Annotated in this window: 16 protein-coding genes, 3 tRNA genes and 1 pseudogene; 11 read left to right on the forward strand and 9 right to left on the reverse strand. The window is 61.4% G+C overall.

Going from position 1 to position 23,098, the window contains the following annotated elements; translation table 11 throughout:
* The first annotated feature begins 13 nt into the window (after positions 1-13).
* Positions 14-1,519 (forward strand): nicotinate phosphoribosyltransferase, encoded by a 1,506-nt coding sequence (locus DXD39_RS03100; protein ID WP_117583751.1) that lies wholly within the window; start codon positions 14-16, stop codon positions 1,517-1,519.
* A 79-nt stretch (positions 1,520-1,598) separates the two neighbouring features.
* Positions 1,599-2,726, forward strand: coding sequence for a glutamate 5-kinase (gene proB / locus DXD39_RS03105; protein WP_117803086.1), 1,128 nt, complete (start codon positions 1,599-1,601; stop codon positions 2,724-2,726).
* Positions 2,727-3,040: 314 nt separating this feature from the next.
* Here the strand turns inward: proB and DXD39_RS03110 are convergent, their stop codons facing one another.
* A complete protein-coding gene (locus DXD39_RS03110; protein WP_117803087.1) occupies positions 3,041-4,459 on the reverse strand; it encodes an alpha/beta fold hydrolase in 1,419 nt (472 codons plus the stop codon).
* A 112-nt stretch (positions 4,460-4,571) separates the two neighbouring features.
* Here DXD39_RS03110 and DXD39_RS03115 point away from each other — a divergent pair, with 112 nt between their 5' ends.
* Positions 4,572-5,858: a glutamate-5-semialdehyde dehydrogenase gene (locus DXD39_RS03115; protein ID WP_117803088.1), complete on the forward strand. Its 1,287-nt coding sequence runs from the start codon at positions 4,572-4,574 to the stop codon at positions 5,856-5,858.
* A gap of 70 nt (positions 5,859-5,928) precedes the next feature.
* Here DXD39_RS03115 and DXD39_RS03120 read toward each other — a convergent pair whose 3' ends face one another.
* The gene (locus DXD39_RS03120; protein ID WP_089572031.1) at positions 5,929-6,528 is read right to left on the reverse strand and encodes an HD domain-containing protein; all 600 of its coding nucleotides are present in this window, start codon (positions 6,526-6,528) and stop codon (positions 5,929-5,931) included.
* Between the two features lie 117 nt (positions 6,529-6,645).
* Positions 6,646-7,131 carry a CarD family transcriptional regulator gene (locus DXD39_RS03125; protein WP_089572030.1) on the reverse strand — a complete coding sequence of 162 codons (486 nt, stop codon included), beginning with the start codon at positions 7,129-7,131 and terminating at the stop codon, positions 6,646-6,648.
* Between the two features lie 342 nt (positions 7,132-7,473).
* On the opposite strand from DXD39_RS03125, the gene argS reads away from it, so the two are divergent.
* The 4 genes from argS (at position 7,474) to DXD39_RS03145 (ending at position 14,574) form a co-directional block, all read left to right on the forward strand.
* The gene (argS, locus tag DXD39_RS03130; RefSeq protein ID WP_006235481.1) at positions 7,474-9,327 is read left to right on the forward strand and encodes an arginine--tRNA ligase; all 1,854 of its coding nucleotides are present in this window, start codon (positions 7,474-7,476) and stop codon (positions 9,325-9,327) included.
* Between the two features lie 529 nt (positions 9,328-9,856).
* The gene (rho, locus tag DXD39_RS03135; RefSeq protein WP_233541089.1) at positions 9,857-12,403 is read left to right on the forward strand and encodes a transcription termination factor Rho; all 2,547 of its coding nucleotides are present in this window, start codon (positions 9,857-9,859) and stop codon (positions 12,401-12,403) included.
* Between the two features lie 313 nt (positions 12,404-12,716).
* Complete coding sequence (locus tag DXD39_RS03140) at positions 12,717-14,117, forward strand: hypothetical protein (RefSeq protein ID WP_117803089.1); 1,401 nt, start codon at positions 12,717-12,719, stop codon at positions 14,115-14,117.
* A gap of 7 nt (positions 14,118-14,124) precedes the next feature.
* Entirely contained in the window at positions 14,125-14,574 is a 450-nt protein-coding gene (locus tag DXD39_RS03145) for a VanZ family protein (protein WP_117803090.1), read from the forward strand.
* A 114-nt stretch (positions 14,575-14,688) separates the two neighbouring features.
* Here the strand turns inward: DXD39_RS03145 and DXD39_RS03150 are convergent.
* Both DXD39_RS03150 and DXD39_RS03155 read right to left on the reverse strand, forming a co-directional pair.
* Positions 14,689-15,579: pseudogene (locus DXD39_RS03150) on the reverse strand (ROK family protein).
* Positions 15,580-15,720: 141 nt separating this feature from the next.
* On the reverse strand, positions 15,721-16,902 hold the full coding sequence (locus DXD39_RS03155; RefSeq protein ID WP_117803091.1) for a pyridoxal phosphate-dependent aminotransferase: 1,182 nt from the start codon (positions 16,900-16,902) through the stop codon (positions 15,721-15,723).
* A gap of 166 nt (positions 16,903-17,068) precedes the next feature.
* Between DXD39_RS03155 and DXD39_RS03160 the strand changes: the two genes are divergently transcribed.
* From DXD39_RS03160 to DXD39_RS03170, 3 genes are all read left to right on the forward strand, one after another.
* Positions 17,069-17,145 (forward strand) — tRNA-His (locus DXD39_RS03160).
* 22 nt (positions 17,146-17,167) lie between these two features.
* Positions 17,168-17,243 (forward strand) — tRNA-Lys (locus DXD39_RS03165).
* 43 nt (positions 17,244-17,286) lie between these two features.
* A tRNA-Lys gene (locus tag DXD39_RS03170) sits at positions 17,287-17,359 on the forward strand.
* Positions 17,360-17,733: 374 nt separating this feature from the next.
* Here the strand turns inward: DXD39_RS03170 and DXD39_RS10230 are convergent.
* From DXD39_RS10230 to DXD39_RS03190, 4 genes are all read right to left on the reverse strand, one after another.
* Positions 17,734-18,012: a BRO family protein gene (locus tag DXD39_RS10230; protein WP_199572084.1), complete on the reverse strand. Its 279-nt coding sequence runs from the start codon at positions 18,010-18,012 to the stop codon at positions 17,734-17,736.
* A gap of 161 nt (positions 18,013-18,173) precedes the next feature.
* Positions 18,174-19,700 (reverse strand): FAD-dependent oxidoreductase, encoded by a 1,527-nt coding sequence (locus tag DXD39_RS03180; protein WP_117803092.1) that lies wholly within the window; start codon positions 19,698-19,700, stop codon positions 18,174-18,176.
* Between the two features lie 256 nt (positions 19,701-19,956).
* Complete coding sequence (locus DXD39_RS03185) at positions 19,957-20,961, reverse strand: GGGtGRT protein (protein ID WP_117563906.1); 1,005 nt, start codon at positions 20,959-20,961, stop codon at positions 19,957-19,959.
* Positions 20,962-20,979: 18 nt separating this feature from the next.
* Positions 20,980-21,714, reverse strand: coding sequence for an iron-sulfur cluster assembly scaffold protein (locus DXD39_RS03190; RefSeq protein WP_006235554.1), 735 nt, complete (start codon positions 21,712-21,714; stop codon positions 20,980-20,982).
* 403 nt (positions 21,715-22,117) lie between these two features.
* On the opposite strand from DXD39_RS03190, the gene DXD39_RS03195 reads away from it, so the two are divergent.
* Complete coding sequence (locus DXD39_RS03195; RefSeq protein ID WP_117803093.1) at positions 22,118-22,930, forward strand: transposase; 813 nt, start codon at positions 22,118-22,120, stop codon at positions 22,928-22,930.
* Positions 22,931-23,098 lie beyond the last annotated feature (168 nt).

Genomic DNA, 23,098 nt, shown 5'->3' on the forward strand with positions numbered 1-23,098 from the left:
GAAAGGTCGCCCCATGGCTTTGACCGACATCTCGCATCCCACCGACATTGCAATGCTCACCGATCTGTACGAGCTCACTATGGCCCAGGGCCTGTGGGAGAGCGGTAAGGCCAATGAGCAGGGTTGTTTTACCGCGTTTTACCGCGACCATCCTTTTGGCAGCGCCTATGCCGTCATGTGCGGCACCGCCGAACTGCCCGAGCTGGTCGAGAATCTGCGCTTTACGCCCGAGGACATCGACTACCTCGCCTCGCTCCAGGCCCCGGCCGGCGGCGCGATGTTCAAGCCTGGATTCCTCGACTACCTGCGCGATTTTCGTGCGCATGTAAACATCGACGCCGTGCCCGAGGGCGAGCTCGTCTTTCCGCGCGAGCCCATGGTTCGCGTCACCGGCCCCGCGCTGGAGTGCCAGCTGCTTGAGACGGCGCTGCTCAACATCGTTGGGTTCCAGACGCTTGTCGCCACCAAGACGGCGCGCGTGGTGCTGGCGGCGGACGGCCGTCCCGTTGCCGAGTTTGGCCTGCGCCGCGCTCAGGGTCCCGATGGCGGCTTGGCCGTCGCGCGCGCGAGCTACGTTGCCGGCTGCTCCTCTACGTCCAATGTGCTCGCCGGCCGCCGCTACGGTATTCCCGTTTTTGGCACGCATGCGCACAGCTGGGTGATGAGCTTCGATTCCGAGCTCGAGGCCTTCCGCGCCTTTGCCAAGTCGAGCCCCAAGAACTGTACGCTGCTCATCGACACCTATGACGTGCGCGAGGGCTGTGAACATGCCATTACGGTTGCCAAGGAGATGGAAGCGGTGGGCGAGCGCCTGTCGGCCATTCGCATCGACTCCGGCGACCTCGCCAAGCTCTCTAAGTATGTGCGCGGCCGTTTTGATGCCGAGGGCCTGCCCTATGTGGGGATCTCGGTTTCTAACGATTTGGATGAGTACACGATTCAGTCGCTGCTCGACCAGGGCGCGCCCATCGACAGCTTTGGCGTGGGTACCAAGCTTGCGACCTGCTATGACCAGCCGGCGCTGGGCGGCGTGTACAAGCTTTCCGCCCGCCGTGCGAGCGAGGCAGATCCATGGACGCCGGTGGTCAAGCTCTCTGAGCAGCCATACAAGCGCACGATCCCGGGTGTGCAACGCGTGCGCCGTTATTACGACGGCTTTGGCGGCCCGGTCTGCGACATGATCTACGACGAGGACCATCTGGCGGGGGAGGGCGCCGCGCGCGGCAATACCCTTGTGGCCGTGAACGATGCCGCCCTGGTGACCGACGTGTCCGAACTCGAGTATCGCGAGCTGCTGGTGCCGATCGTGCGCGATGGCAGTGCGGTGGCTCCGCGTGAGAGCATCCAGGACGCGCGCGAGCGCTGTGCTTGGGCGCTCGACCATCTGGACGCAGCTTTCAAGCGCTTCCTGTACCCGCAGACCTATGTGGTGGGTATGGAGCAGGGCCTGGCTCAGGTGCGCGACGAGCTCGTGCGTAAGAACATGGCCGCGGCCTCTGCCTTTCCCTGGGCTCACTAATTCCTTGGGCGGTAGGGGCGAGTCACGCTTCCCTGGCCGCCGGCTCGGCCGTTCGCTGAACAGTTGATTGGTTTGACGTATGACGACTTCTTATAAAACGATGGTGGTAAAGATCGGTTCGTCCACGGTGGTGGGCGCCGACGGCAAGGTCAACCGCGCCTTTATCGGCGGGCTTGCCGACCAGGCCGCAGCGCTGCGCGAGCTTGGCTGGCGCCTGATCGTGGTGAGCTCGGGCGCCATTGCCTGCGGCTATCCCGTGCTGGGCTTCGACCGTAAGCCGGTCGGCGACCTGCCGAGCCTGCAGGCCTGCGCCTCGGCCGGTCAGTGCATCATCTCGTCGGCCTACGACGAGGAGTTCCATGCGCGCGACCTGCTCACCTCGCTCGTGCTGCTCACGCGTCACGACACGGCGCGCCGCACGTCCTACCTGCACGCGCGCGACGCCCTGCTTCGCCTGGTGGAGCTCGGCGTGGTGCCGGTCGTCAACGAGAACGATACCGTCACCGTCGATGAGATCAAGTTTGGCGACAACGACACGCTGGCGGCGCTTGTGAGCTGCCTGGTTTCTGCCGATCTGTGCGTGACGCTCTCGGACATCGATGGCCTCTACACCGCCAATCCGCATGAGGATCCGACGGCCGAGTTTATCCCGGTCGTGCATAAGATCGATGCCAAGATTATCGCCTCGGCGGGCGATTCTTCCACATCGGTGGGTACGGGCGGCATGATCACCAAGATTCGCGCGAGCCGCATTCTCATGACGGCGGGCATTCAAAGCGTGATTTGCTCGGGCGAGGAGCCCGATGCGCTTGTGCGTCTGGCCCGCGGCGAGAGCGTGGGTACGCTGTTCGATCCGCCAGCTGAGCGCCTGGACATCGCGCCGCGCAAGCTGTGGATCGCGCTGGGTGACAAGGCACATGGCTCGGTGACGGTCGATGATGGTGCTGCGAAGGCGCTGGTAAGCCGTGGCTCTTCCTTGCTTGCGGTGGGTATTCGCGAGGTCGATGGCGTGTTTTCCGAGGGCGATGTGCTCGACGTGTGCGACCCGAGCGGTATGGTCGTCGCCCGCGGTATCGCCGAGGCCGATTCGGACGTGCTGGAGCTTGCCGCCGGCCGCCGCCAGGACCAGATTGCCGGCAACCGTCTACTGGCAGACCTAGCCGAGAAGCCCGCGATCCATCGAGACAACTTGATTGTATTTGCTTAGGCCTCGACGCCGGGCGCCTTCGATCTGCAATGCACGTGGGGCGAAATTACCAGGGTAACTTTGCCCCGCCGCGCTTATGTCCGAGCTGGTCGCCACGAAAACGGCCCATCTACTACGTTTAATAGGCTATCGGTGACCATACCAAGAATTGCAAAAAGAAAACCGCAGGTAGAACGCCTGCGGTTTTCTTTATTTATGGCATCTGGTTGGGCCATGCGGGTGAAACGTAGTAGATGGGCCGCTTTCGTGGCGAAGGACATCATCCGGCACTTGGGGACGTTTCTATTGTGCCGGCAGGTGGGGACACTCCTTTGCTAGAAGATTCGGCGCAGGTCTCCACGGTTGAGGGCCTCGTCGAAGAGGTGCTTGAATACCACACTGCCGTGCAGGCCGTCGTGCTCGAACTCGTTGGTCACCCAGGCGTGCGAGTTGCCCACGCGGCTGAGCGTGTCGAGCTGCATGCCCGAGTCCACGTACATGTCATCGAAGTACACCGCGGCCTGCAGGGGCACCTCGTTGCACGCCAGGCGCTGCGGGTCGTAGATCTTGTCCCAGCTTGTGTCTTCCATAAGCAGATCCATGGCGGGCTTGAAGGGCTTGAGCTCGGGCATCTGCTCGAACATCCACGGGAACATGGCCTCGCCGGTAAACATGAGCGGGCGCGCGAGGGTGTCAAACTCGGCGCGGTGTGCCTTCTCTTCAGCCGCGGCCCAGCCAATGGGCATGGTGTCACCGTCGGCGTATATGAACTCCTGCAGCGTCCAGTACAGCGGATTCGTGCGCGTGTTGGTGCGCTCGAAGGCGCGCATCAAAAAGCTGTCGGATACCGAGGCGCCGCAGGTCAGCGCGCCGTCGCCGTCAACAAAAGCGTGATCGATAATCCAATGCATGCGCTCAAAGCTCGGCTTCATGCCAAAGTCGCTGCCCATGAGCTGTAGGCGCTCGACCGTCATCGGCGAGCCGTCGGGCAGCACGGGCTTCTGAGCCTCGAGCGCATCGGCCAGGGCTGCCACGCGCTCGACGTCGGCAGGGTAGCGGTCGTAATACTGCTGCGTCTTGGCGACCATGCGCGGGAAGGTGTGCGCGTAGACTTCGCTTGCGCTCGCCGGCACGTGGGGGATGCCGCCGCAGGTAAAGCTTGCCGCCACGCCCTCGGGGAAGAGCGACAGATAGCTCAGCGTCAAAAAGCCGCCGTAGCTCTGCCCGAGTGTGACCCAGGGCCTGCCGCCAAAGCCTACCAGGCGCAGGTACTCAAAATCGCGCACGATAGAGCTGGCGAGGTGACGCTTGAGGAAGTCCGCCTGCGAGCGTGCTGTATCGGCGCCGGCGGCCTCGGCGCGATCGCCCAAGGTGGCAATCGTGCGTCCGTCCACGCAGCTACTGCGTCCGGTGCCGCGCTGGTCGGGCAGGACCACGCGGAAGTGCTTGACGGCCTCTTCGATCCAGCCATCGCTTGTGGGCGACAGCGGACGCGGGCTCTCGCCGCCGGGGCCGCCCTGCAAAAACAGGAGCAGCGGCAGATCGTCGTTGATGCGGTCGGGCGCGCAAACCACGCGGTAGAAGAGCTTGATGCTCTCGGGCGCGCCGGCGATGGGCGCCGGCATAGCGCCGCGGCGCATGGTGCTGCCGACGGCCAGGAGCATCGGCTCCAGGCCGCGCCAGTCGAGGGGGACGTCGATGCTGTGGTCCTCGACGTAAAGGCCGGGGACGTGGTACGAAGTGATGAGGGCCATGTGAGTCTTCCGTTCGTTGCGGTGTTTCGGGTTGACCAATTCTACCGCCGTGGGCGAGGCCATGCGCAAATCGGCTACCATGGTTGCAAACTTCTAGGAGAAAGGGCCGCCCATGTCGGTCGATATAGCCACGTATGTCCACGATCTTGCCGTTGCCGCCAAGGCAGCGTCGGCCTCGCTTGCCACGGCGAGCGATGAACAGCGCCAGGAGGCCGTGCGCGCCATGGCCGCAGCGCTGCGCAACGGTATCGACTCCATCGTTGCCGCCAACGAGCTCGATATGTCCGCCGCGCGCGATGCGGGTACCTCGGCCGGACTGCTCGATCGTCTGCTGCTGACGCCCGAGCGCGTCGAGGGCATGGCCGCCGGCCTGGAAAAGCTCGCCGAGCTGCCCGATCCTGTGGGCCGCGTGCTCGACCACCGCGTGCTCGCAAGCGGCGTGGACCTCACCCGCGTGAGCGTGCCGTTGGGCCTGGTCGCCATGGTCTACGAGGCACGCCCCAACGTGACGGCCGACGCCGCGGGCATCTGCATCCGCACCGGCAACGCCTGTATTCTGCGCGGCGGCTCGCTGGCCTATCACTCGTGTGCCATGATTGCCGAGCTACTGGCCGATGCCCTCGAGGCCAAGGGCTTCCCGCGTGAGGCCGTCTCGATGATTGAGTCTACCGACCGCGAGGCAACCGGCGAGCTCATGAAGCTTCGCGGCATCGTCGATGTGCTCATTCCGCGTGGCGGTGCAGGCCTGATCCAGCGCTGCGTGCGTGAATCGCTTGTGCCGGTGATCGAGACGGGCACGGGCAATTGCCATATCTACGTGCATGAATCCGCCGACTTTGATAAGGCACTCAACATTATCGTTAATGCCAAGACCCAGCGCGTAGGCGTGTGCAATGCCGCCGAGTCGCTGCTGGTCGACCGTGCTGTGGCCGATGCGTTTTTGCCTGCGGTCGTTGCCGTGCTGCACGACCACGATGTGCTGATTCACGGCGATGAGGCCACGTGTGCCGCTTGCGTTGCCGCCGGTCTTGCCGAGGGCGATGCTTACGTCGCCGCGACTGAGGAGGACTGGGGCCGCGAGTATCTGGCGCTCGAGATGAGCGTGAAGGTCGTGGCAAACGAGGACGAGGCCATCGCGCACATCAACCGCTACGGCACGATGCACTCCGAGGCCATCGTTGCCGAGGACACGGATGCTTGCGAGCGCTTCCTGGACGCGGTCGATGCCTCGGCCGTGTACGCCAACGCCAGCACGCGCTTTACCGACGGCGGCGAGTTTGGCCTGGGCGCCGAGATCGGCATCTCGACCCAAAAGCTCCACGCCCGTGGCCCCTTTGCCGCCGAGGCCCTCACCACCTACAAATACAAGCTCCGCGGCACCGGCCAGGTCCGCCCCTAAACCCCTCGTAAACGAAAACCGCCACAAAGGTGCCTGTCCCCTTTGTGGCGGTTTTAGGTGGCGTGGGCGGTTAGGCCTGGAAGGTATCGCGGTCGGGGGCGAAGGACTGCATGGCCGCTATGGTGCGGTCAAAGAGCTCGGGGAGCTCCCAGCCCAACATCTCGGCGCCCTGCGAAATCACGTCGCGCGAGCAGCCGGCGGCAAAGCGCTTGTCCTTGAACTTCTTCTTGAGCGACTTGGTCGTAAAGTCCATGACGCTCTTGCTCGGGCGCATGATGACTGCAGCGCCGATCAGGCCGGTGAGCTCATCGCAGGCAAACAGGATCTTTTCCATCTGCAGCTCGGGTTTGGGCAGCGAGGTGTTGAAGTCCGACGTGTGCGTCTGGATGGCGCGAATGAGCTCGGGAGACGCACCTTCGCCCTCAAGAATCTCGGCAGCATAGATGGTGTGGTTCATGGGGTCGTCCTCATGCTCCTCCCAATCCAGGTCGTGCAGCAGACCGACGATGCCCCAAAACTCCTCGTTCTCGGGGTCGAACTCGCGCGCAAAGTAGCGCATAGTGCCCTCGACCGTCTCGCCATGGGTGATGTGGAACGGGTCCTTGTTGTGTTCGTTGAGCAGTTCGAACGCGCGGTCGCGGGTGATTCCGGCGGTAAGCGGCTCTGCCATAAGAGACTCCTTGTGCTCGTGGGTATCGATAAGAATGAATACTACTAGAACGACTAGAACGAAAAAACCACCACAAAGGTGCCTGTCCCCTTTGTGGTGGTTTTTGGCTCGGATGGGTTAGTTGAGGGCGGCTTGGGCTAGGCGGGCTTCGGCGGCCTCCTCGGTGACGCCCAATGCCACGGCGAACTCCTCGATGGAGCGGCGCTTGGCTTCCTTGAGTACACGCATATAGTAAGAGCTGGGCTTTTTATCGGCTTCCTCGGCCTGGCGAATGCGGTGCATCATGGTCTTTGCCACGCGGACCGTCTCGGGCGCGCCCAGCTTGAGCTGCTGCTTAAAGTGTGTCTCTTCAAGCGAGCTGTTGCGCTCGGTAAAGGTGTCGCACTCCAGCTCGTCATAGTGGCTCAGCAGATGCTCGGCATCTTGCTGAGAGATGGCGGCATGCAGACGGTCGGCCTGCGCCACGGGGTACATAAGGATCGTCTGCGCATGCCCCTGCTTGGCCTCGAGCAACAACATGGGCTGCGGCGTGTCGTCCCTAAAACCGACGACGGTGCAGACTCCCTGACCCGGATGAATGACGTGTTGACCGATTGAGAACATGCTACCTCCAACTTATACGAATTTACGTATGTCTAGAATAACACGCTGACGTGCGCAAATCCTCGCTTTATGCAGGAAAAGCACACAACTCTGATAGGTAAGAGTATTCGATAAAAGACACAGCTCATTCACACCTTTATGCATTTTCAACGCGTGCATAATCTGCAGGCAGACCGGCATCTTTGAGTGACTCCATACAAGCTGTAGTCAATTTTGTGCATATGCAATTTCGATTGGCTTTACCCTGCGACAGTGCCCCTCGCTTGTGATAGAGTGCTACAAACTCTGGCTTTTGCCCTACGAGTGACCAAGAGCTCGGGGGCTTTAACACAAGGAGGATCTATGCCCGAGAAGATTGAAGAGCTGGTACGCGCTGCGCTTGCTGCGGCCCAGGAGGCCGGCGACCTTTCCGCATTTGAACTTGACGATTGCGCTATCGAGCGACCGGCTGACACTTCTCATGGCGAGTGGACCTCTACCATGGCCCTGAAGTCCGCCAAGCTGGCCCACTGCGCCCCGCGCAAGATCGCCGAGGCCATCGTTGCCCATATGCCCGAGGATCCCGCGATCGAGAAGGTTGAGATCGCAGGCCCCGGTTTCATCAACTTCTACCTCTCCGTTGCCGTCAAGAATGCCATCTTTGGCGAGGCTCGCGAGAAGGGCATGGACTTCGCTAAGTCCAACGTCGGTGGTGGCCTGAAGACCCAGGTCGAGTTCGTTTCCGCCAACCCCGTCGGCCCCATGCACATCGGCCACGGCCGCTGGGCCGCGCTGGGCGACTCGCTCTGCCGTGTTATGGACCACGCCGGTTACGACATCCAGCGTGAGTTCTACATCAACGACCACGGCTCTCAGATGAACACCTTCGGCAACTCCATCAGCACGCGCTATATGCAGCTTGCCGACATCATCGCCAAGCAGGGCGTGGATATTGACGAGGCTCACAAGCTGCTGATCGCCGACCGCGACGCCTTTGTTGCCGACGAGAACGACGAGCACCCCGAGACCCATCCGTATCAGGACAACTTTGCCGAGACCTTGGGCAAGGACTCTTACGGCGGCGACTACATCATCGACGAGGCCGCCGAGTTCTGGCGCACCGACGGCGATAAGTGGGTCAACGCCGATCCTCAGGAGCGCATGGAGAGCTTCCGCGAGCGCGGCTATGTAAAGATGGTCGACAACATGCGCGACCTCTGCCACGCCGTCAACTGCGACTTTGATCGTTGGTACTCCGAGCGCTCGCTGTACGTGAAGGACACCGAGGGCGAGACCGCCGGCACCTCTGCCGTCGACCGCGCTTTTGAGAAGCTCGACAAGATGGGCTACCTCTACACCAAGGACGGCGCCCTGTGGTTCCGTTCCACCGACCTGGGCGACGACAAGGACCGCGTCCTGATCAAGTCCGACGGCGAGTACACCTACTTCGCCTCCGACGTCGCCTATCACTGGGATAAGTTCCAGCGCGTCGATCACGTCATCGACATCTGGGGCGCCGACCACCACGGTTACATCGAGCGCGTCCGCTGCGTCTGCGACGCTCTGGGTTACCCCGGCAAGTTCGAGGTTCTACTGGGCCAGCTCGTCAACCTGCTGCGTAACGGCAAGCCCGTCCGTATGTCCAAGCGCAAGGGCACCATGGTGACCCTGCAGGAGCTCGTCGACGAGGTCGGCTCCGATGCCGCTCGCTACACGCTCATCTCCAAGAGCTCCAACCAGATGGTCGACTTCGACATTGAGGCCGTTAAGAAGCGCGACAACTCCAACCCGGTCTATTACGTGCAGTACGCTCACGCTCGCGTCTGCTCCATCCTGCGCCGTGCCGCTGACGTAACGCCTGAGCAGGCCGACGAGATGGGCATGAAGGCCGTTGCCGCCAAGGCCATCGGTGAGAACGTCGATTACTCGCTGCTGACCGACCCGACCGAGCTCGCCCTTTCGCGCAAGCTCAATGAGCTTACCGACCTGATCGCCAGCTGCGCTCGCGATCGCGCCCCGTTCCGTCTGACGCACTTTGCCGAGGAGCTCGCCGGTGACTTCCACAGCTTCTACGCTGCCTGCCAGGTTCTGCCGAGCGAGGGCCGTCCCGTCGACCCCGAACTTTCGCGTGCCCGTCTGGCCGCTTGCGATGCCGTCCGCGTGACGCTCGCCCTGGTGCTCACCCTCGTTGGCGTTTCCGCGCCCGAGCAGATGTAACCTGCGGGTCATTTGACCGTGTAGGTTTGGTTTAACTGAGCCCTATAAGCCCGATCTCCCACGGAGGTCGGGCTTTTTTCGCAAATGCCGACGTATTGACGAATTTGGAACAGCTGGAAATACGAAACTATGCCGGTTTACTACGATGAATTGAGGAATTCTAACCACGCCGGCTTTTCGCAAAAAAGCGCAAGGCATCTACCTGCGGTTTTAGTTCAACATGTTTCGGAGTGGTCGCGGTTGAGAGATTCGTCGTAGTAAACCGCCATAGTTTTGGCGGAGGCAGTCTGATTTGTGGGTGGTAAACCAAAGAGTGTCCCTTTTGACTAGTCGTTTAAGAACGCCCCCAATGGCTAAGTTGCAGGTGGCGGCGGTTGTGTTACACTAACGCTGCGTAGTTGACGCAATCATCTCGATACAGATCAATGATGTCCGTCGTTTTGAACGGAACTAGACTGTTTAGCCGCCCTGAAGGTTTATGCAGGGAGCATGTGATCACAGGGCTTGAAAAGAAAGTTGAGCAAACACTGTGTCTGATCAACAGCAAGAAAACGAAATAACGACGACGCAGGCCGCTCCCGCTGCACCGGTTGCGTCGGACCAGGTCGCGGCGCCCGCGCAAGCCTCGGCTCCCGAGACGCCTAAGGCTGCTTCGACGCCTGCGCCTGCAACTGGTGAGGAGGCTGCTCCGGCAAAGCCCAAGCTCACGCGCCACACGGCCAAGCCTGCCGCTGACGGCGAGGAGGTCACCAAGCCCAAGCGCCGTACCACGCGCACGACGCGCGCCAAGCGCACCGTTGCAGCTGACTCCTCGGCGCCGATTTCCGATGAGGTCGCGCAGGCACGTGCGTTGGCGCAGATTAGCGAGGCTCAGGTGGTGCGCGCCCGCCGTCGTGCTGCCGAGCGCGAGGCCGCGGCTCTGACCGAGCTTGCAGCTCCGTCTGTGCCCGAGACGCCTGCCGCCATCGAGACCCCTGCCGCCGACCTGCCGACCGAGAAGCCGGCACTGCGCACACGCCGCCGCACGGCTGCTAAGGCCGAGCAAGTTGCGGAACAGGTAGCCCCCGAGCTCACTGAGGCTTCGGTCCGTTCCGCGGCAGGGGAGGGCACATTGCCTGTTGAGCCCGCTGTGCCTGTCGAGGCCAACGAAGTTCCCGTTGTCGATCCGGCTTTGCGCCCGCACCGTCGCGGTCGCAAGCCCAAGGCCTTTGTCGAGGCAGAGAAGGCCGCAGCAGCAGCCGCCGCCGCTCGGGATGCTGCGGCGACCGCCGAGTCTGCAACCGCTGCCGATGCACCCGTCCAGGATGCTACGACTTCCGAGGCCGCTCCCGCCGATGCCGAGCCCGCCGACGTCCGTCCCGGTCGCAGTCGTCGTACTGCTGCTAAGCGCACGTCCAAGGCCAAGGCTGCCAAGAAGGGTGCGTCCGAGGATTCTGCCGAGACGACCGCCGATGCGTCGACTGATGTCGCCAAGGCCCAGGACGTCGAACAGCCTGCGTCCGAGAAGCCCAAGCGCGGTCGTAAGAAGTCCGTTAAGGCCAAGGCGTCCGAGCAGCAGGATGTCGAAGCGCAGGTTGATTCTGGCGCCGAGGCCAATGACGCCGCCGCGGCCAATGTTGGCACCGCCGCAACCGATGGTGCCGCCCCCGCTGAGGGCGAAGACGGCACTCGTCCCAACCGTCGCCAGCACAAGCGCAACGACGAGCGCAACGAGCGTAAGGACGACCGCAACAACGACCGTCGCAACCGCCAGCGCGATCGCAAACAGCGCAACAAGGAGCGTAATGCCGCTCCCACCGAGCCCACGCTTTCGCGCGAGGAACTCGCGGCCATGAAGGTCGCTGAGCTGCGCGAGAAGGCTAAGGAGTTCGAGATCGAGACGACCGGCAAGAAGAAGGCCGAGCTCGTCGAGGAAATCTACGTCACCGCTGCGAAGGCCGAGGGCTTCCGCGACATCAAGGGCATTCTGCAGATTCGCCCGGACAGCTCCGGCATCATCCACGCCCATGGCTACATGAAGTCCAACGACGACGCCTTCGTGCCCGCCTACCTCATCCGCTCCGCGCGCCTGCGCACGGGCGACGTCATCGAGGGCTCGCTGCGTCCTTCGCGCGGCGGCGACAAGCGCGCCGGCCTCGCCAAAATCACGACCGTCAACGGTCTGGACCCCGAGCAGATTCGCAACCGTCCCAAGTTCGGCGACCTCACCCCGGTCTATCCCAACGAGCCGCTGCGCATGGAGCACGGCAAGGACTCTATTACCGGCCGCGCCATCGACATCGTGTCACCGATCGGCAAGGGCCAGCGCGGCCTGATCGTGTCCCCGCCCAAGGCCGGCAAGACCACGATCCTCAAGAAGATCTGCCAGTCTATCTCGATTAACAACCCCGAGGTGCACCTCATCTGCCTGCTCGTCGACGAGCGCCCCGAAGAGGTCACCGATATGCAGCGTTCCATCAAGGGCGAGGTTGTGGCGTCGACCTTCGATATGCCTGCCGACAACCACACCCGCGTGGCAGAGCTCGTCATCGAGCGCGCCAAGCGCATCGTAGAGCTGGGTGGCGACGTCGTGGTGGTGCTCGACTCCATCACGCGCCTCGCCCGCGCCTACAACTTGGCGGCGCCCGCCTCGGGCCGCATCCTTTCGGGCGGCGTCGATTCGGCGGCCCTATATCCGCCCAAGCGCTTCCTGGGCGCAGCCCGCAATATCGAGAACGGTGGCTCGCTCACCATCCTGGCCTCTGCCCTCATCGACACCGGTTCCAAGATGGACGAGGTCATCTTTGAGGAGTTCAAGGGCACCGGCAACATGGAGCTTAAGCTCGACCGCGACCTGGCCGACCGCCGCATCTTCCCGGCTATCGACCCCGTTGCCTCCGGTACGCGTAACGAGGATCTGTTGGTCGACGAGCAGATGCGTCCGTTTGTCTTTGGTCTACGTCGCATTCTTGCAGGCATGAACAACACCGAGCGTGCGGCCGCATCGTTTATCAAGGGTCTTAAGGGCACCAACACCAACCAGGAGTTCCTGGTGCGTTCGGCCAAAAAACACAGCGACTACGAGCAGACGTTCTAGGTTGTCATCTACGCGCAGCGATAGTCATCAATGCGATAAAGGGTCGGGGCTTTGAGCCTCGGCCCTTTTCTATAGCGCCGCTCCGCGCTTATTTTTGACCGTAAGACCGACGAGCAGCAGGTTTCCCGTTTCAATCCGACATCGTCGCTTGCAATCGGCAGGGCGGTTTCGCATAATAGCTTTTAAGCTTCGCGACGGAAAACGCAGATGAAACGAACCATATACCGTTGCTTTGGGGCATAGCCCCGCTTCATCTTCTCTCGCGCAGCCAACTGAATGATGCGATTTGGGTGCTGGAAGATGGGGAGAGCTCATGGCTTCTTCTGATGCAACACAACGAGCAGTCCTTGCCGGACTTTCCTGCGGGATCGGCCTTGCCGCCCCCGTGGTGATGTATGCCGCGACGCTGCCGTTCTCGTCGGTCAACGAGACGGTTGTCGCGGGCGCTGTTCCCTTTGCCGTCGGTGCGGTGGCGGGCGTGGGCATCTATGCCGCCTCGCTGGGTATCTCCGAGTACCGTGCGCAGCGTGAAGAGCGTCTGTTCCAGCCCGATGCCATGGGCGGTGCCGCCAATCTCAATCAGCATCAAAGCGAGTTCAAGACCGCCTCGATTCCAGCTCAGCAGCAGGATGCGACTCCATATGCTGCCGCTTCTGCTTCTCAGGCTCAGTCGGAGCAGTCTACCTCGGCATTCCTTTCCGGCCTGACTGGTGCGTTCCAGCGCCGTCATGCCGATGATGGTGTCCCTACCATCGCTCGAGCCGCAGATGCCATGGACGAGGCCGAGGCTTGGTCCATGATCGACAGTATGCTCGACGACGATTCGCCGGTGAGCTGCGACCCTGCACACTCGCGCGACGTCTATCAAGTCGCCATCGACGAGCTCACCAATGGCGGGCAGACCGGCTCCTTCAATCGCGACGACATCGCCGCCGCGGCACGCGCCGTGTCTGGCTCCCAGGCCGCCCCTGCGGGCAGCACGGCGGCTTTCGTGGCACTCGTTGCCAACGCGGCAGCCAATAACGCCTACAACGCTACCTCGGCGGACGCGAACGCTTCTGCCGACAATTCGTACGTTGATGAAGCCATGGCTGCGGACGAGGAGGCCGTTGCCGCCCGCCGTGCCGCCGAAAGCTCGCTGTGGGGCGCTCCTGCCCAGCAGCAGGCGGCCGAGGCTGCGCCGTACAATGCAAACCTCGCCAGCATGCCTATCATCTCCGGTGCCGCGGACATCGATCTCGATGACCTCGATGAGCCTGCAGCCATCACCGCATCGATTGATGCCCAAGATCGCATCGACACCGGCGACCTTCCGGACGCCTCGCTCGAGGTTGATGTCCCCATGGCCGATTACTCGGGCCACGAGGACATGTGGGCCGCCGCCATCGCGATTCTGGATGAGATTGACGAGCCTGCTCCTGTTGTAGCGCCCGCTCCCGTCGCTGCCCCTCAGCCTGCTGCCCCCGCCTATGTCGGCCGTCACAGCGCTGTGTTCCCCGAGGATACTGCCCGTATCTCGCGCGAGAGCATCGAGCGAGCCGAGGCTATTGCCGCCGGCATTATGGAAAATCGTCGTCACGAGCGCGTCAATCAGATCCTCGAGGAAGAGATCGAGCGCCTGCAGTCCTCTACCGCCAAGCGTACGGGCCGTGCCTATCTGAGCGTTATCGAGGGCGGTACCGCCAGCTTTGCGCCGCTCCGCGCGGAGGCATAACTTCTGCATGGTTAAGATCAATCAAAAATGGGCGGTCGTGACCTGCCTGATGGCGCTCTTGATCTGGGGCAATTCGCTGGTTCCTGGCTCGGGGTCGGGCTCGCTGAGCCTAACGGTCATGGAAGCTATCCGCGGTTTCCTGCACGGCGTGGGACTTCCATATGAATGGGTGACCAACTTTGTTGTTCGCAAGTGCGCGCATTTTTCCGAGTATATGGTGCTCGGCATCCTGGCTACGCACGCCTTTGATTTTGAGGGCCGGCGCACCTTTAACGTGTTGCTGCCCACGGCGGTGTTCCTGCTGCTGATTCCCTCGATCGACGAGACGATTCAGCTCTTTGTGCCGGGACGCGCCGGCATGATCACTGATGTGATGATCGACTGCTGTGGAGCGGCAACGGGCGTTGTGCTCCGATATCTCTTACGGTCGCTGATATGTGCCAAAAAAGCCGCCTAGGACGTATTGTTTGGTCCTAGGCGGCCTTTTTTATTTGAGGGCTTATATGAGGCGTGGTGGCGTCGTTTCGTAGGTCGGATTTGCCGGGCGCGCCACGCCCTGTGGGTTCATCTGCTACTGAAGCGCCTGTGCGCCCAGGGCCAGGCAGCCCATAACGCCCTGCTTGCCCTCGAGGCTGTTGTTGACGATGTAGTTATTGATGTCGTTGACCTCGGTCGTGACGATATAGCCGTTGAGCATCTCGGCACACTTTTTGCGTGCGAGCGGCACGATGGGAGTGTGGTCGGCCACGCCGCCGCCGACGATGATCTTTTGCGGCGCGTAGCACAGCGTGTAGGTCATGAGTGCCTGTGCCAGATAGCCGGCGAGCAGGTCCATGGCTTCCGGGTCATCAGCCATGTCTCCGGCGCTCTTGCCATCCCAGCGCTTTCTAACGCCGGGGCCGGCGATGAGGCCTTCGAGGCAGTTGTCATGGAAGGGGCAGGCGCTGTGCTCGCCAATGGTGTCGCGCGGGTCGCGCGTGACCAGGATGTGGCCAGCCTCGGGATGCATCATGCCGTGCACGAGCTTACCGCCCGAGAGCACGCCAGCGCCCACGCCGGTACCGATGGTCAGATACACCACGTCAGTGAGGCCCTGGGCGCAACCAAAGGTGACCTCGCCCAGGCAGGCGACGTTGACGTCGGTGTCGTAGCCGCAGGGAATATTGAGCTCGTTTTGGATGGTGCCCAGCAGGTCGAAGTAGCGCCATGCCGTTTTGGGCGTCTCCAGGATCTTGCCGTATTGGGGCGAGGCAGGGTTGACTGCGGTGGGGCCAAAGGCGCCGATGCCCAGCGCGGCGATGCCCTTGTCGGCAAGTCATGCGTTGACGGCCTCGACGGTCTCCTGCGGAGTCGTGGTCGCGATCTGCTCACGCTCCAGGACCGTGCTGTCCGCATAGCCCGTGGCGCAGACCATCTTGGTGCCGCCGGCCTCGAGCGCTCCGATAAGCTGCTGTTCTGCCATAGTATTCCTCTCTCCGGGATGAGTTGCTCCGTGACTAAAATATAGCGCTCTAAACCATTTAAGAAAGCGCTATAAAAAGAAGCCTCGCAACGCGGCGGGCGATGCGGGGCTTCTTTGGTTACTTTAGTTGCCGGGCCGTCCTTACCCGCGCGGGTTGATTTTATCACGTAGCGACTTGAGGTTCTCAAGCGCAGCGTTGAGCGTCTCGTCTCGCTTGGCAAAGTGGAAACGAATCAGATGGTTGACGGGCTCGCGGAAGAAGCTCGAGCCCGGAACGGCGCCCACGCCCACCTTGGAGGCCAAATCCTCGCAGAAGTCGAGGTCGCTGTCATAGCCAAACTCCGAGATATCCATCATCACGTAGTAGGCGCCCTGCGGCACGTTGTGCGTAAGGCCGATGCTGTCGAGTCCCTGACAGAACAGGTCGCGCTTGGCGGTGTAGAGGTCGAGGACCTCCTGGTAATAGCTGTCGTCGAAGTTGAGGGCGGTGACGACGGCTTCCTGCAGGGGAGCGGCGGCGCCTACGGTGAGGAAGTCGTGGACCTTCTTGATGCGCTCGGTGATCTGGGCTGGGGCAATGGTGTAGCCCAGACGCCAGCCGGTGATGGAGTACGTCTTAGACAGTGAGCTGCAGCTGATGGTGCGCTCAAACATGCCGGGCAGCGTGGCCATGTACACGTGCTCGTGGGGCGCGTAGACGATGTGTTCGTAGACTTCGTCGGTGATGCAGTAGGCGTCGTGCTTTTTGCAGAGGTCGGCGATAAAGGTGAGCTCCTCGCGGGTAAAGACCTTGCCGCAGGGGTTGGACGGGTTGCACAGGACGATCGCCTTGGGATCGTTGTCGCGGAAGGCTGCCTCGAGCGTCTCGCGGTCAAAGTCGAATGTGGGCGGGTTGAGCGGCACGTAGATGGGCTCGGCGCCCGAAAGGATCGTGTCGGCGCCGTAGTTTTCGTAGAACGGCGAGAAAATGACGACCTTGTCGCCGGGGTTCGTGACCGTCATCATGGCGGCCATCATGGCCTCGGTGGAGCCGCAAGTGACTACGATATTCTCGTTGGGGTTCACCGGCATGCCCATAAAGTGCTCCTGCTTGGCGGCGAGCGCCTCGCACATGGCCTGGGAGCCCCAGGTGATGGAGTACTGGTGGTAAAGCGGCTTGGGGTCGGCGGCGATGGTGCTCAGGCTATTGAGCAGCTGCGCCGGGGGATCGAAGTCAGGGAAGCCCTGCGAGAGATTGACAGCGCCGTACTTATTGGAGATGCGTGTCATGCGGCGGATGACCGAATCGGTAAACGTTGCCGTACGGTTGGAGAGTTCTTTCATGCCGGTCCTTTCGAGCATTTGCAGTGGGGCAAGTTTACTCCTATGAAACCGGTGGGAATTGCTCGAAACGCGCTTGAAAAACTCTTTTCAAAATTCTTGAAAATTGGGGCTTGCATCGCGTGGCGTTCCTTGCAATAATAGTCGAGCGCGAAGCGCACAGGACACGGTGGGTGTAGCTCAGCTGGCTAGAGCGACGGGTTGTGGTCCCGTAGGTCGAGGGTTCGAGTCCCTTTACCCACCCCAGTTCTTGCTTCGTGTTGATATCGGGTCGTTAGCTCAGTTGGTAGAGCAGGGGACTCTTAATCCCAAGGTCCAGGGTTCGACCCCCTGACGGCCCACCACACGATATCTCCTCTAAAGTCCGCCACAACGGACTTTAGCTTTGGGTCGTTAGCTCAGTTGGTAGAGCAGGGGACTCTTAATCCCAAGGTCCAGGGTTCGACCCCCTGACGGCCCACCCAAAGATGATTAAGACGGTCAACGAAGGTTGGCCGTCTTTTTTTGTTGACCTTTCATGGGGTCGAACCCGTCGGGGCGCGGAGCTGAGGAAATGCGTGAGCATTTACCAGCGCAGCGCGCAAGGCGCGAAGCGCCGCAGCGGCCGCCTGCAAAGCAGGCTGACCCCCTGACGGCCCACCAAAGCAAGTTAAGACGGTCAACGAAAGTTGGCCGTCTTTTTTGTTGACCTCGCTTGGGGTCGAACCCGAAAGGGCACAGCCGCTTTCACAGATCGAGTCTACCCTGGGGATCAGTAAAACCGGCGCGTCTGCACGGCGAAGTACGCCTGTGCGAGCGCGATTTCTTGCTTGTTTGAATCTCCGTTTTGGGCGATTAATAGCATGCATAGCGCGTAAGCTTGTAGTCTTTAACCGCGCGAGCGGCGACACCGGCAGTTATCATTTTCGTGGTGTCACGAAAATGGGAATCAACTGGAGTTTTGTTTGTTTCGCACGAGACTTTTGCCCTCTTAACAACTTCGGCGAAGTTCTCCCATCGAGTGTATCCCATGGGTTCCATTAAATCGCGTGCGAGCCAATACTCAACGCCGTCTTCCACATTGGCGTAGCTATCAAGTTCGACACGCCACTTCTCGATATCTCTACTGTCCATATCTCCTCCTCGCTGATCTATTGTCTATGCGCGCTTTGCCCGCTCTGTACTCAGAATAAGGATACGCTGCCGTGCGGACACGAATGGGCCCCGTGCCACTTCGAGGTCACGGGGCCCATAGATATCGATTAGTTGTGCTCTGCTCTAGATAGGTGTCCAGTTTAATTCGATCGATAGTGCGAACCCAGGCTTTCGGTCCGCTTGCGCATGGCTTTGACCATCTCCGTTGCCAGCTGATTCTGCGATTGCAGGCGGGCGAGGGCTGCGATCTCGCTGTCTTTGGCATGCGGCTTGCTCAGCGCCGTTGCCTCGTCTTTCAGGCTTTCAAGCTGTTGCAGGGCCTTGGATAGACCTGCTTCGGTCCTGTTGATCATGCAATAGGTACTCATCGTGTGCTTAAGGCTGTGTGTTAGGCGTTCGGCATCTGTTGTGGCAATGCCATACTGAGGGAGGGCGATATCCATCGGAGCGGCCGCCTCGGGAGCGTCCAGCGCTGCTTGGGCTGCCGATGCGCCCGCGATGCGCCCAAACACGATGCCGTTGGCGCTTGACAAGCCGCCGATGCGGTCGGCGCCGTGCATGCCGCCTGTTGCCTCACCGCAGGCGAAGAGGCCCTCAATGCCCGTGTACGCGGTCATGTCGATCTTGATACCGCCGTTAGCGGCGTGGGCATACATCGCAACGCGCATCTCGTCAGTCGGGGCGATGCCGTGCTCGTCTTGCAGCCAGGTGGCAAAGGTCTGCACAAACTCTGGGACATCCTCGCGAGGGAAGTCGTAGTGGAGTGCCAGGCCTTCGACACTTGTCTGATCGATGACGAGATCGATAGCGCGGGAGGCCAAGCGTGACGTGAAGGGACCATATCCAGAGCGCTGCTCGAGCAGGTCGTCCAGCTTGTCGTCGGCAATATCTACCGGCTGGTCTACATGTACGTAGCGCCAGGTTTTCTCGTTGAAGACCAGGTTGCGCTTGGGCTCGGTGAAGCCGGGCATCATCTGCACGAACTCTATATTAGTAAGTGTTGCGCCGTGCGCCAGCGCGATGGCCTGCGAGGAGCTGAGCACATCAGCCGACGTAAGGCTGCGCTCGAACAGGCCGCTTGTGCCACCGGCTGCGATGATCGTGGCCTTGGCGGCAAAGGGCACGATTCGATTTTCGGTGAGGTCGTAGAGCACGGTTCCGGTTATTCTGCCGTTCGTGTCCTCAACAAGGTCGATAAGCTCATGGCGGGGGAGCAGGCGAATGCCGAGCGACTCGATCCGGGCTGTCAGAGCGTCCTCAAGGGGTTTGCGGGTGAGGCCGCGCCACATGCGCGTCTTGTGGTCAAAGCAGGGGATAAACTGCTTTTGCTGGGCGCTCTCGGCGCTTTGCGGACGCTGGAGCTCAACGCCCAGGTCTTGCTCGAGCCATTCAATTGCCTGGGGAATGCCGTGGACAAACGTCTGGACAAGCTCGGGGTCGGCGACGCCGCCACCAACGGTCTGGATGGTGTCGATGAGGTCTTGTTCGTCGTCTTCGTTGACGGGTCCGATAAGCCCCAGACCCCAGGTTCCGGGGAAGAAGCTCGATCCGCTCATGGTCTTGCCGGCGCTTGCCACAGCGACGGCTGCACCCGTGCGTGCCGCTTCGATGGCGGCGCAAAGGCCCGCAATGCCAGATCCAATTACCAGTACATCAGTCGATTCCATCGGATTCCTTTCTCGTCCGGCGCATTGTCGCACGGGTGATCGGCAATGGGGCCGCAAAGACTCGGCAAATCGGTAAAGGGCACATATGGCAGGTGGGCGTCATGGACGCTCTGGCGCTCCGTCTCATCACATCTCGTATTTCGCCCCAACTGATATATCGGCATTAGCTACCCTGCGACAGCGCAAACAAAAAGAGCCGCTACCCGGGTGGGTAGCGGCTCTAAAGCTCAACTATATGAGCATCGCGCGGGCGCGATTAGGCCTTGAGGGCCTCCTCGACGGCGACAGCGCAGGCGACGGTGGCACCGACCATGGGGTTGTTGCCCATGCCGATGAGACCCATCATGTCGACGTGCGCAGGCACGGAGGAAGAACCGGCGAACTGGGCGTCGGAGTGCATGCGGCCCATGGTGTCGGTCATGCCGTAAGAGGCAGGGCCGGCGCCCATGTTGTCCGGGTGCAGGGTACGGCCAGTGCCGCCACCAGAAGCGACGGAGAAGTACTTCTTGCCAGCCTCGAGGCGCTCCTTCTTGTAGGTGCCAGCGACGGGGTGCTGGAAGCGCGTGGGGTTGGTGGAGTTACCGGTGATCGAGATGTCGACGTTCTCGTGCCACATGATGGCAACGCCCTCGCGGACGTCGTCGGAGCCGTAGCAGTTAACGGCAGCGCGGGGACCATCGGAGTAAGGGATGGTCTCGACGACCTTGAGCTCGCCCGTGTAGTAGTCGAACTGGGTCTTCACGTAGGTGAAGCCGTTGATGCGGGCGATGATCTGGGCGGCGTCCTTGCCCAGACCGTTCAGGATAACGCGCAGCGGCTTCTTGCGAGCCTTGTTGGCGTTCAGAGCCAGGCCGATAGCACCCTCAGCGGCAGCGAAGGACTCGTGGCCGGCCAGGAAGGCGAAGCACTCGGTGTCGTCGGAGAGCAGCATAGCGCCCAGGTTGCCGTGGCCCAGACCGACCTTGCGGTCCTCGGCGACGGAGCCGGGAACGGTGAAGGCCTGGATGCCCTCGCCGATGATGGCGGCAGCCTCAGAAGCAGTCTTGGCGCCACGCTTGACAGCGAGAGCGCAGCCGAGGGTGTAGGCCCACTCGGCGTTCTGGAAGGCGATGGACTGGGTGTTGTTGACGATCTCACGCGGGTTGAAGCCCTTGTCGGTGCAGATCTGCAGAGCTTCCTCGAGGGAGGCGATGTCGTTGTCGGCGAGGCACTTGTTGATCTTGTCAGCGCGGCGCTCGTAACCTTCGAACGTAACAGTCATAGTTATTTCCCTCCCTTTCTACTCGTGAACCGGGAACACGCTGGCGACGGAGTGAGTCTCCTCGTCGGTGCGCGGGTCGATGTACTTGGCAGCGTTCTCCCACTGACCATAGTGGCCCATAGCGCCAGCGATGGCCTCCTCGGGGGTCTTGCCGGCCTTGACGGCGTCGGTGAACTTGCCGAGGTTCAGGAACTCGAAAGCGATGATCTCGTTCTTGTCGTTGAGAGCCATGCGGGTGACGTAGCCCTGAGCGAGCTCGAGGTAACGAGCGCCCTTGGCCTTGGTGCCGAACATGGTGCCGACCTGAGAGCGAAGGCCCTTGCCGAGGTCGTCGAGGGAGGCGCCCACGGGCAGGCCGCCCTCGGAGAACGCGGTCTGGCTGCGGCCGTAAACGATCTGCAGGAAGATCTCGCGCATAGCAACGTTGATGGCGTCGCAGACGAGGTCGGTGTTGAGGGCCTCGAGGATGGTCTTACCGGGAAGGATCTCGGAAGCCATGGCGGCAGAGTGGGTCATGCCCGAGCAGCCGATGGTCTCAACGAGGGCCTCCTCGATGATGCCGTCCTTGACGTTCAGCGTGAGCTTGCAGGCGCCCTGCTGAGGTGCGCACCAACCCACACCGTGCGTAAGACCGGAGATGTCGGAAATCTCCTTAGCCTGGACCCACTTGCCCTCCTCGGGGATGGGTGCGGGGCCGTGGTATGCACCCTTGGCAACGGGGCACATGTTCTCCACTTCCTGTGAGTACTGCATGCCTCTCCTCTCTATCGTGTTGGCGTCCCGTCTGGGGGTCGTGGCTGGCGATTGCCGGGCGACCCTTCGAAAGGGACATGACATGCAGCCCCTATAATACCGCGAAATGCACGGAATATTCGGCGAACGGCTCAGTTTTCGTAGCGAGAAGTCCGGAAGTTTTAATTGAAACGGTTTAACTATATGTTCTGTGGTCGCGAACTTCCGTAGAGGGGGTTCGTCTTGGGCAAGCTTTTGGTCAGCTCTTGTATGCGTTGCGGGGTCTGACCTGTTGCAACGGTGCCGTTCGCCGCCCGTTTACTGCCTTTGGCCGCGCGAGTGTATTGTTTTGCGTGAATGTTTTGATGGCACGCTTCAATCGTGCTGTATTGGATGGCAATCAGATCCCGGCGAAGGGAGTGCCATGCAGCGCGTTTGGAGAACGGTTACCGGCTTTTACCATGTCTGTGCCCGCGGTGTGGGCAAGCAGCTCATCTTTGAGGGCGATGAAGACCGGTGGGAGTTTTTGGAGCTGATGCGCGAGTGCTGCCGCGAGGCGGGCGTGACGGTTATCGCCTGGTGCCTTATGGGCAATCACGTGCATCTGGTGCTTGCAGATTACGAGGACGCGATGAGCGCGGCGATGCACCGGCTGCTTTTGACGTACGCGCGGCGGTTCAATAAACGCACGGGGCGCACGGGTCATCTGTTCCAGAACCGTTTTGACCGGCGCTCGCTCGATACCGACTGGCAGGTGATGGAGGCTATTCGCTCCGTACACGCCGATCCACAGGAGGCGGGCGTTGGCCTAATCGAGCGTTATCCCTGGAGCAGCTTTGCGGAGCATCTGCGCGCTTACGACAGTGATGCGGCAGATGCCACGAGGGGATTTTCCGATCCTTCTTGCATGCTTGAGCTTTTTGGTTCTGCCGAGGCCTTTGCTGCCTATTCGCTTTCGACGCCCGAGGGCGGCGAGCCAACGCTGGGCGATATGAAAGAGACGGAGTGGGAACGCCACGCCTTTGCCGACAAGTTGGCGAAGAGCCTCGGGGTTCCGCTCCGCGGGGTTAAAGCCGCACCGCCGGCGCGGCGCGATACCGTTATTGTTGGATTACACGATGCCGGTTTCACGGTGCGCCAGATTGAGCGCTATACCGGGATTGGCAAAAGTACCGTCTCTCGTATTGTGCGTGCCCGCGCGCGGACGGCGATGCGGACTGGCGGAAACGTGATGTAGGGTCGCCTGTGCACCGCAGATGGGGTCGTCCATACGCCGCAACAAGCGTTCAAAAGCTTGGTGCGGTAACTGCACTTCTTAATATGCATAGAACAATCGCCATCTTGCATAAAATAAGGGCTCAGTCCGGGTTTGCCCGTGCCTACCCCCATCTGCGCCGTGCAAAAA

Source organism: Collinsella sp. TM04-29 (assembly GCF_003466565.1).
In the GTDB taxonomy this organism is placed as follows: Bacteria; Actinomycetota; Coriobacteriia; order Coriobacteriales; family Coriobacteriaceae; genus Collinsella.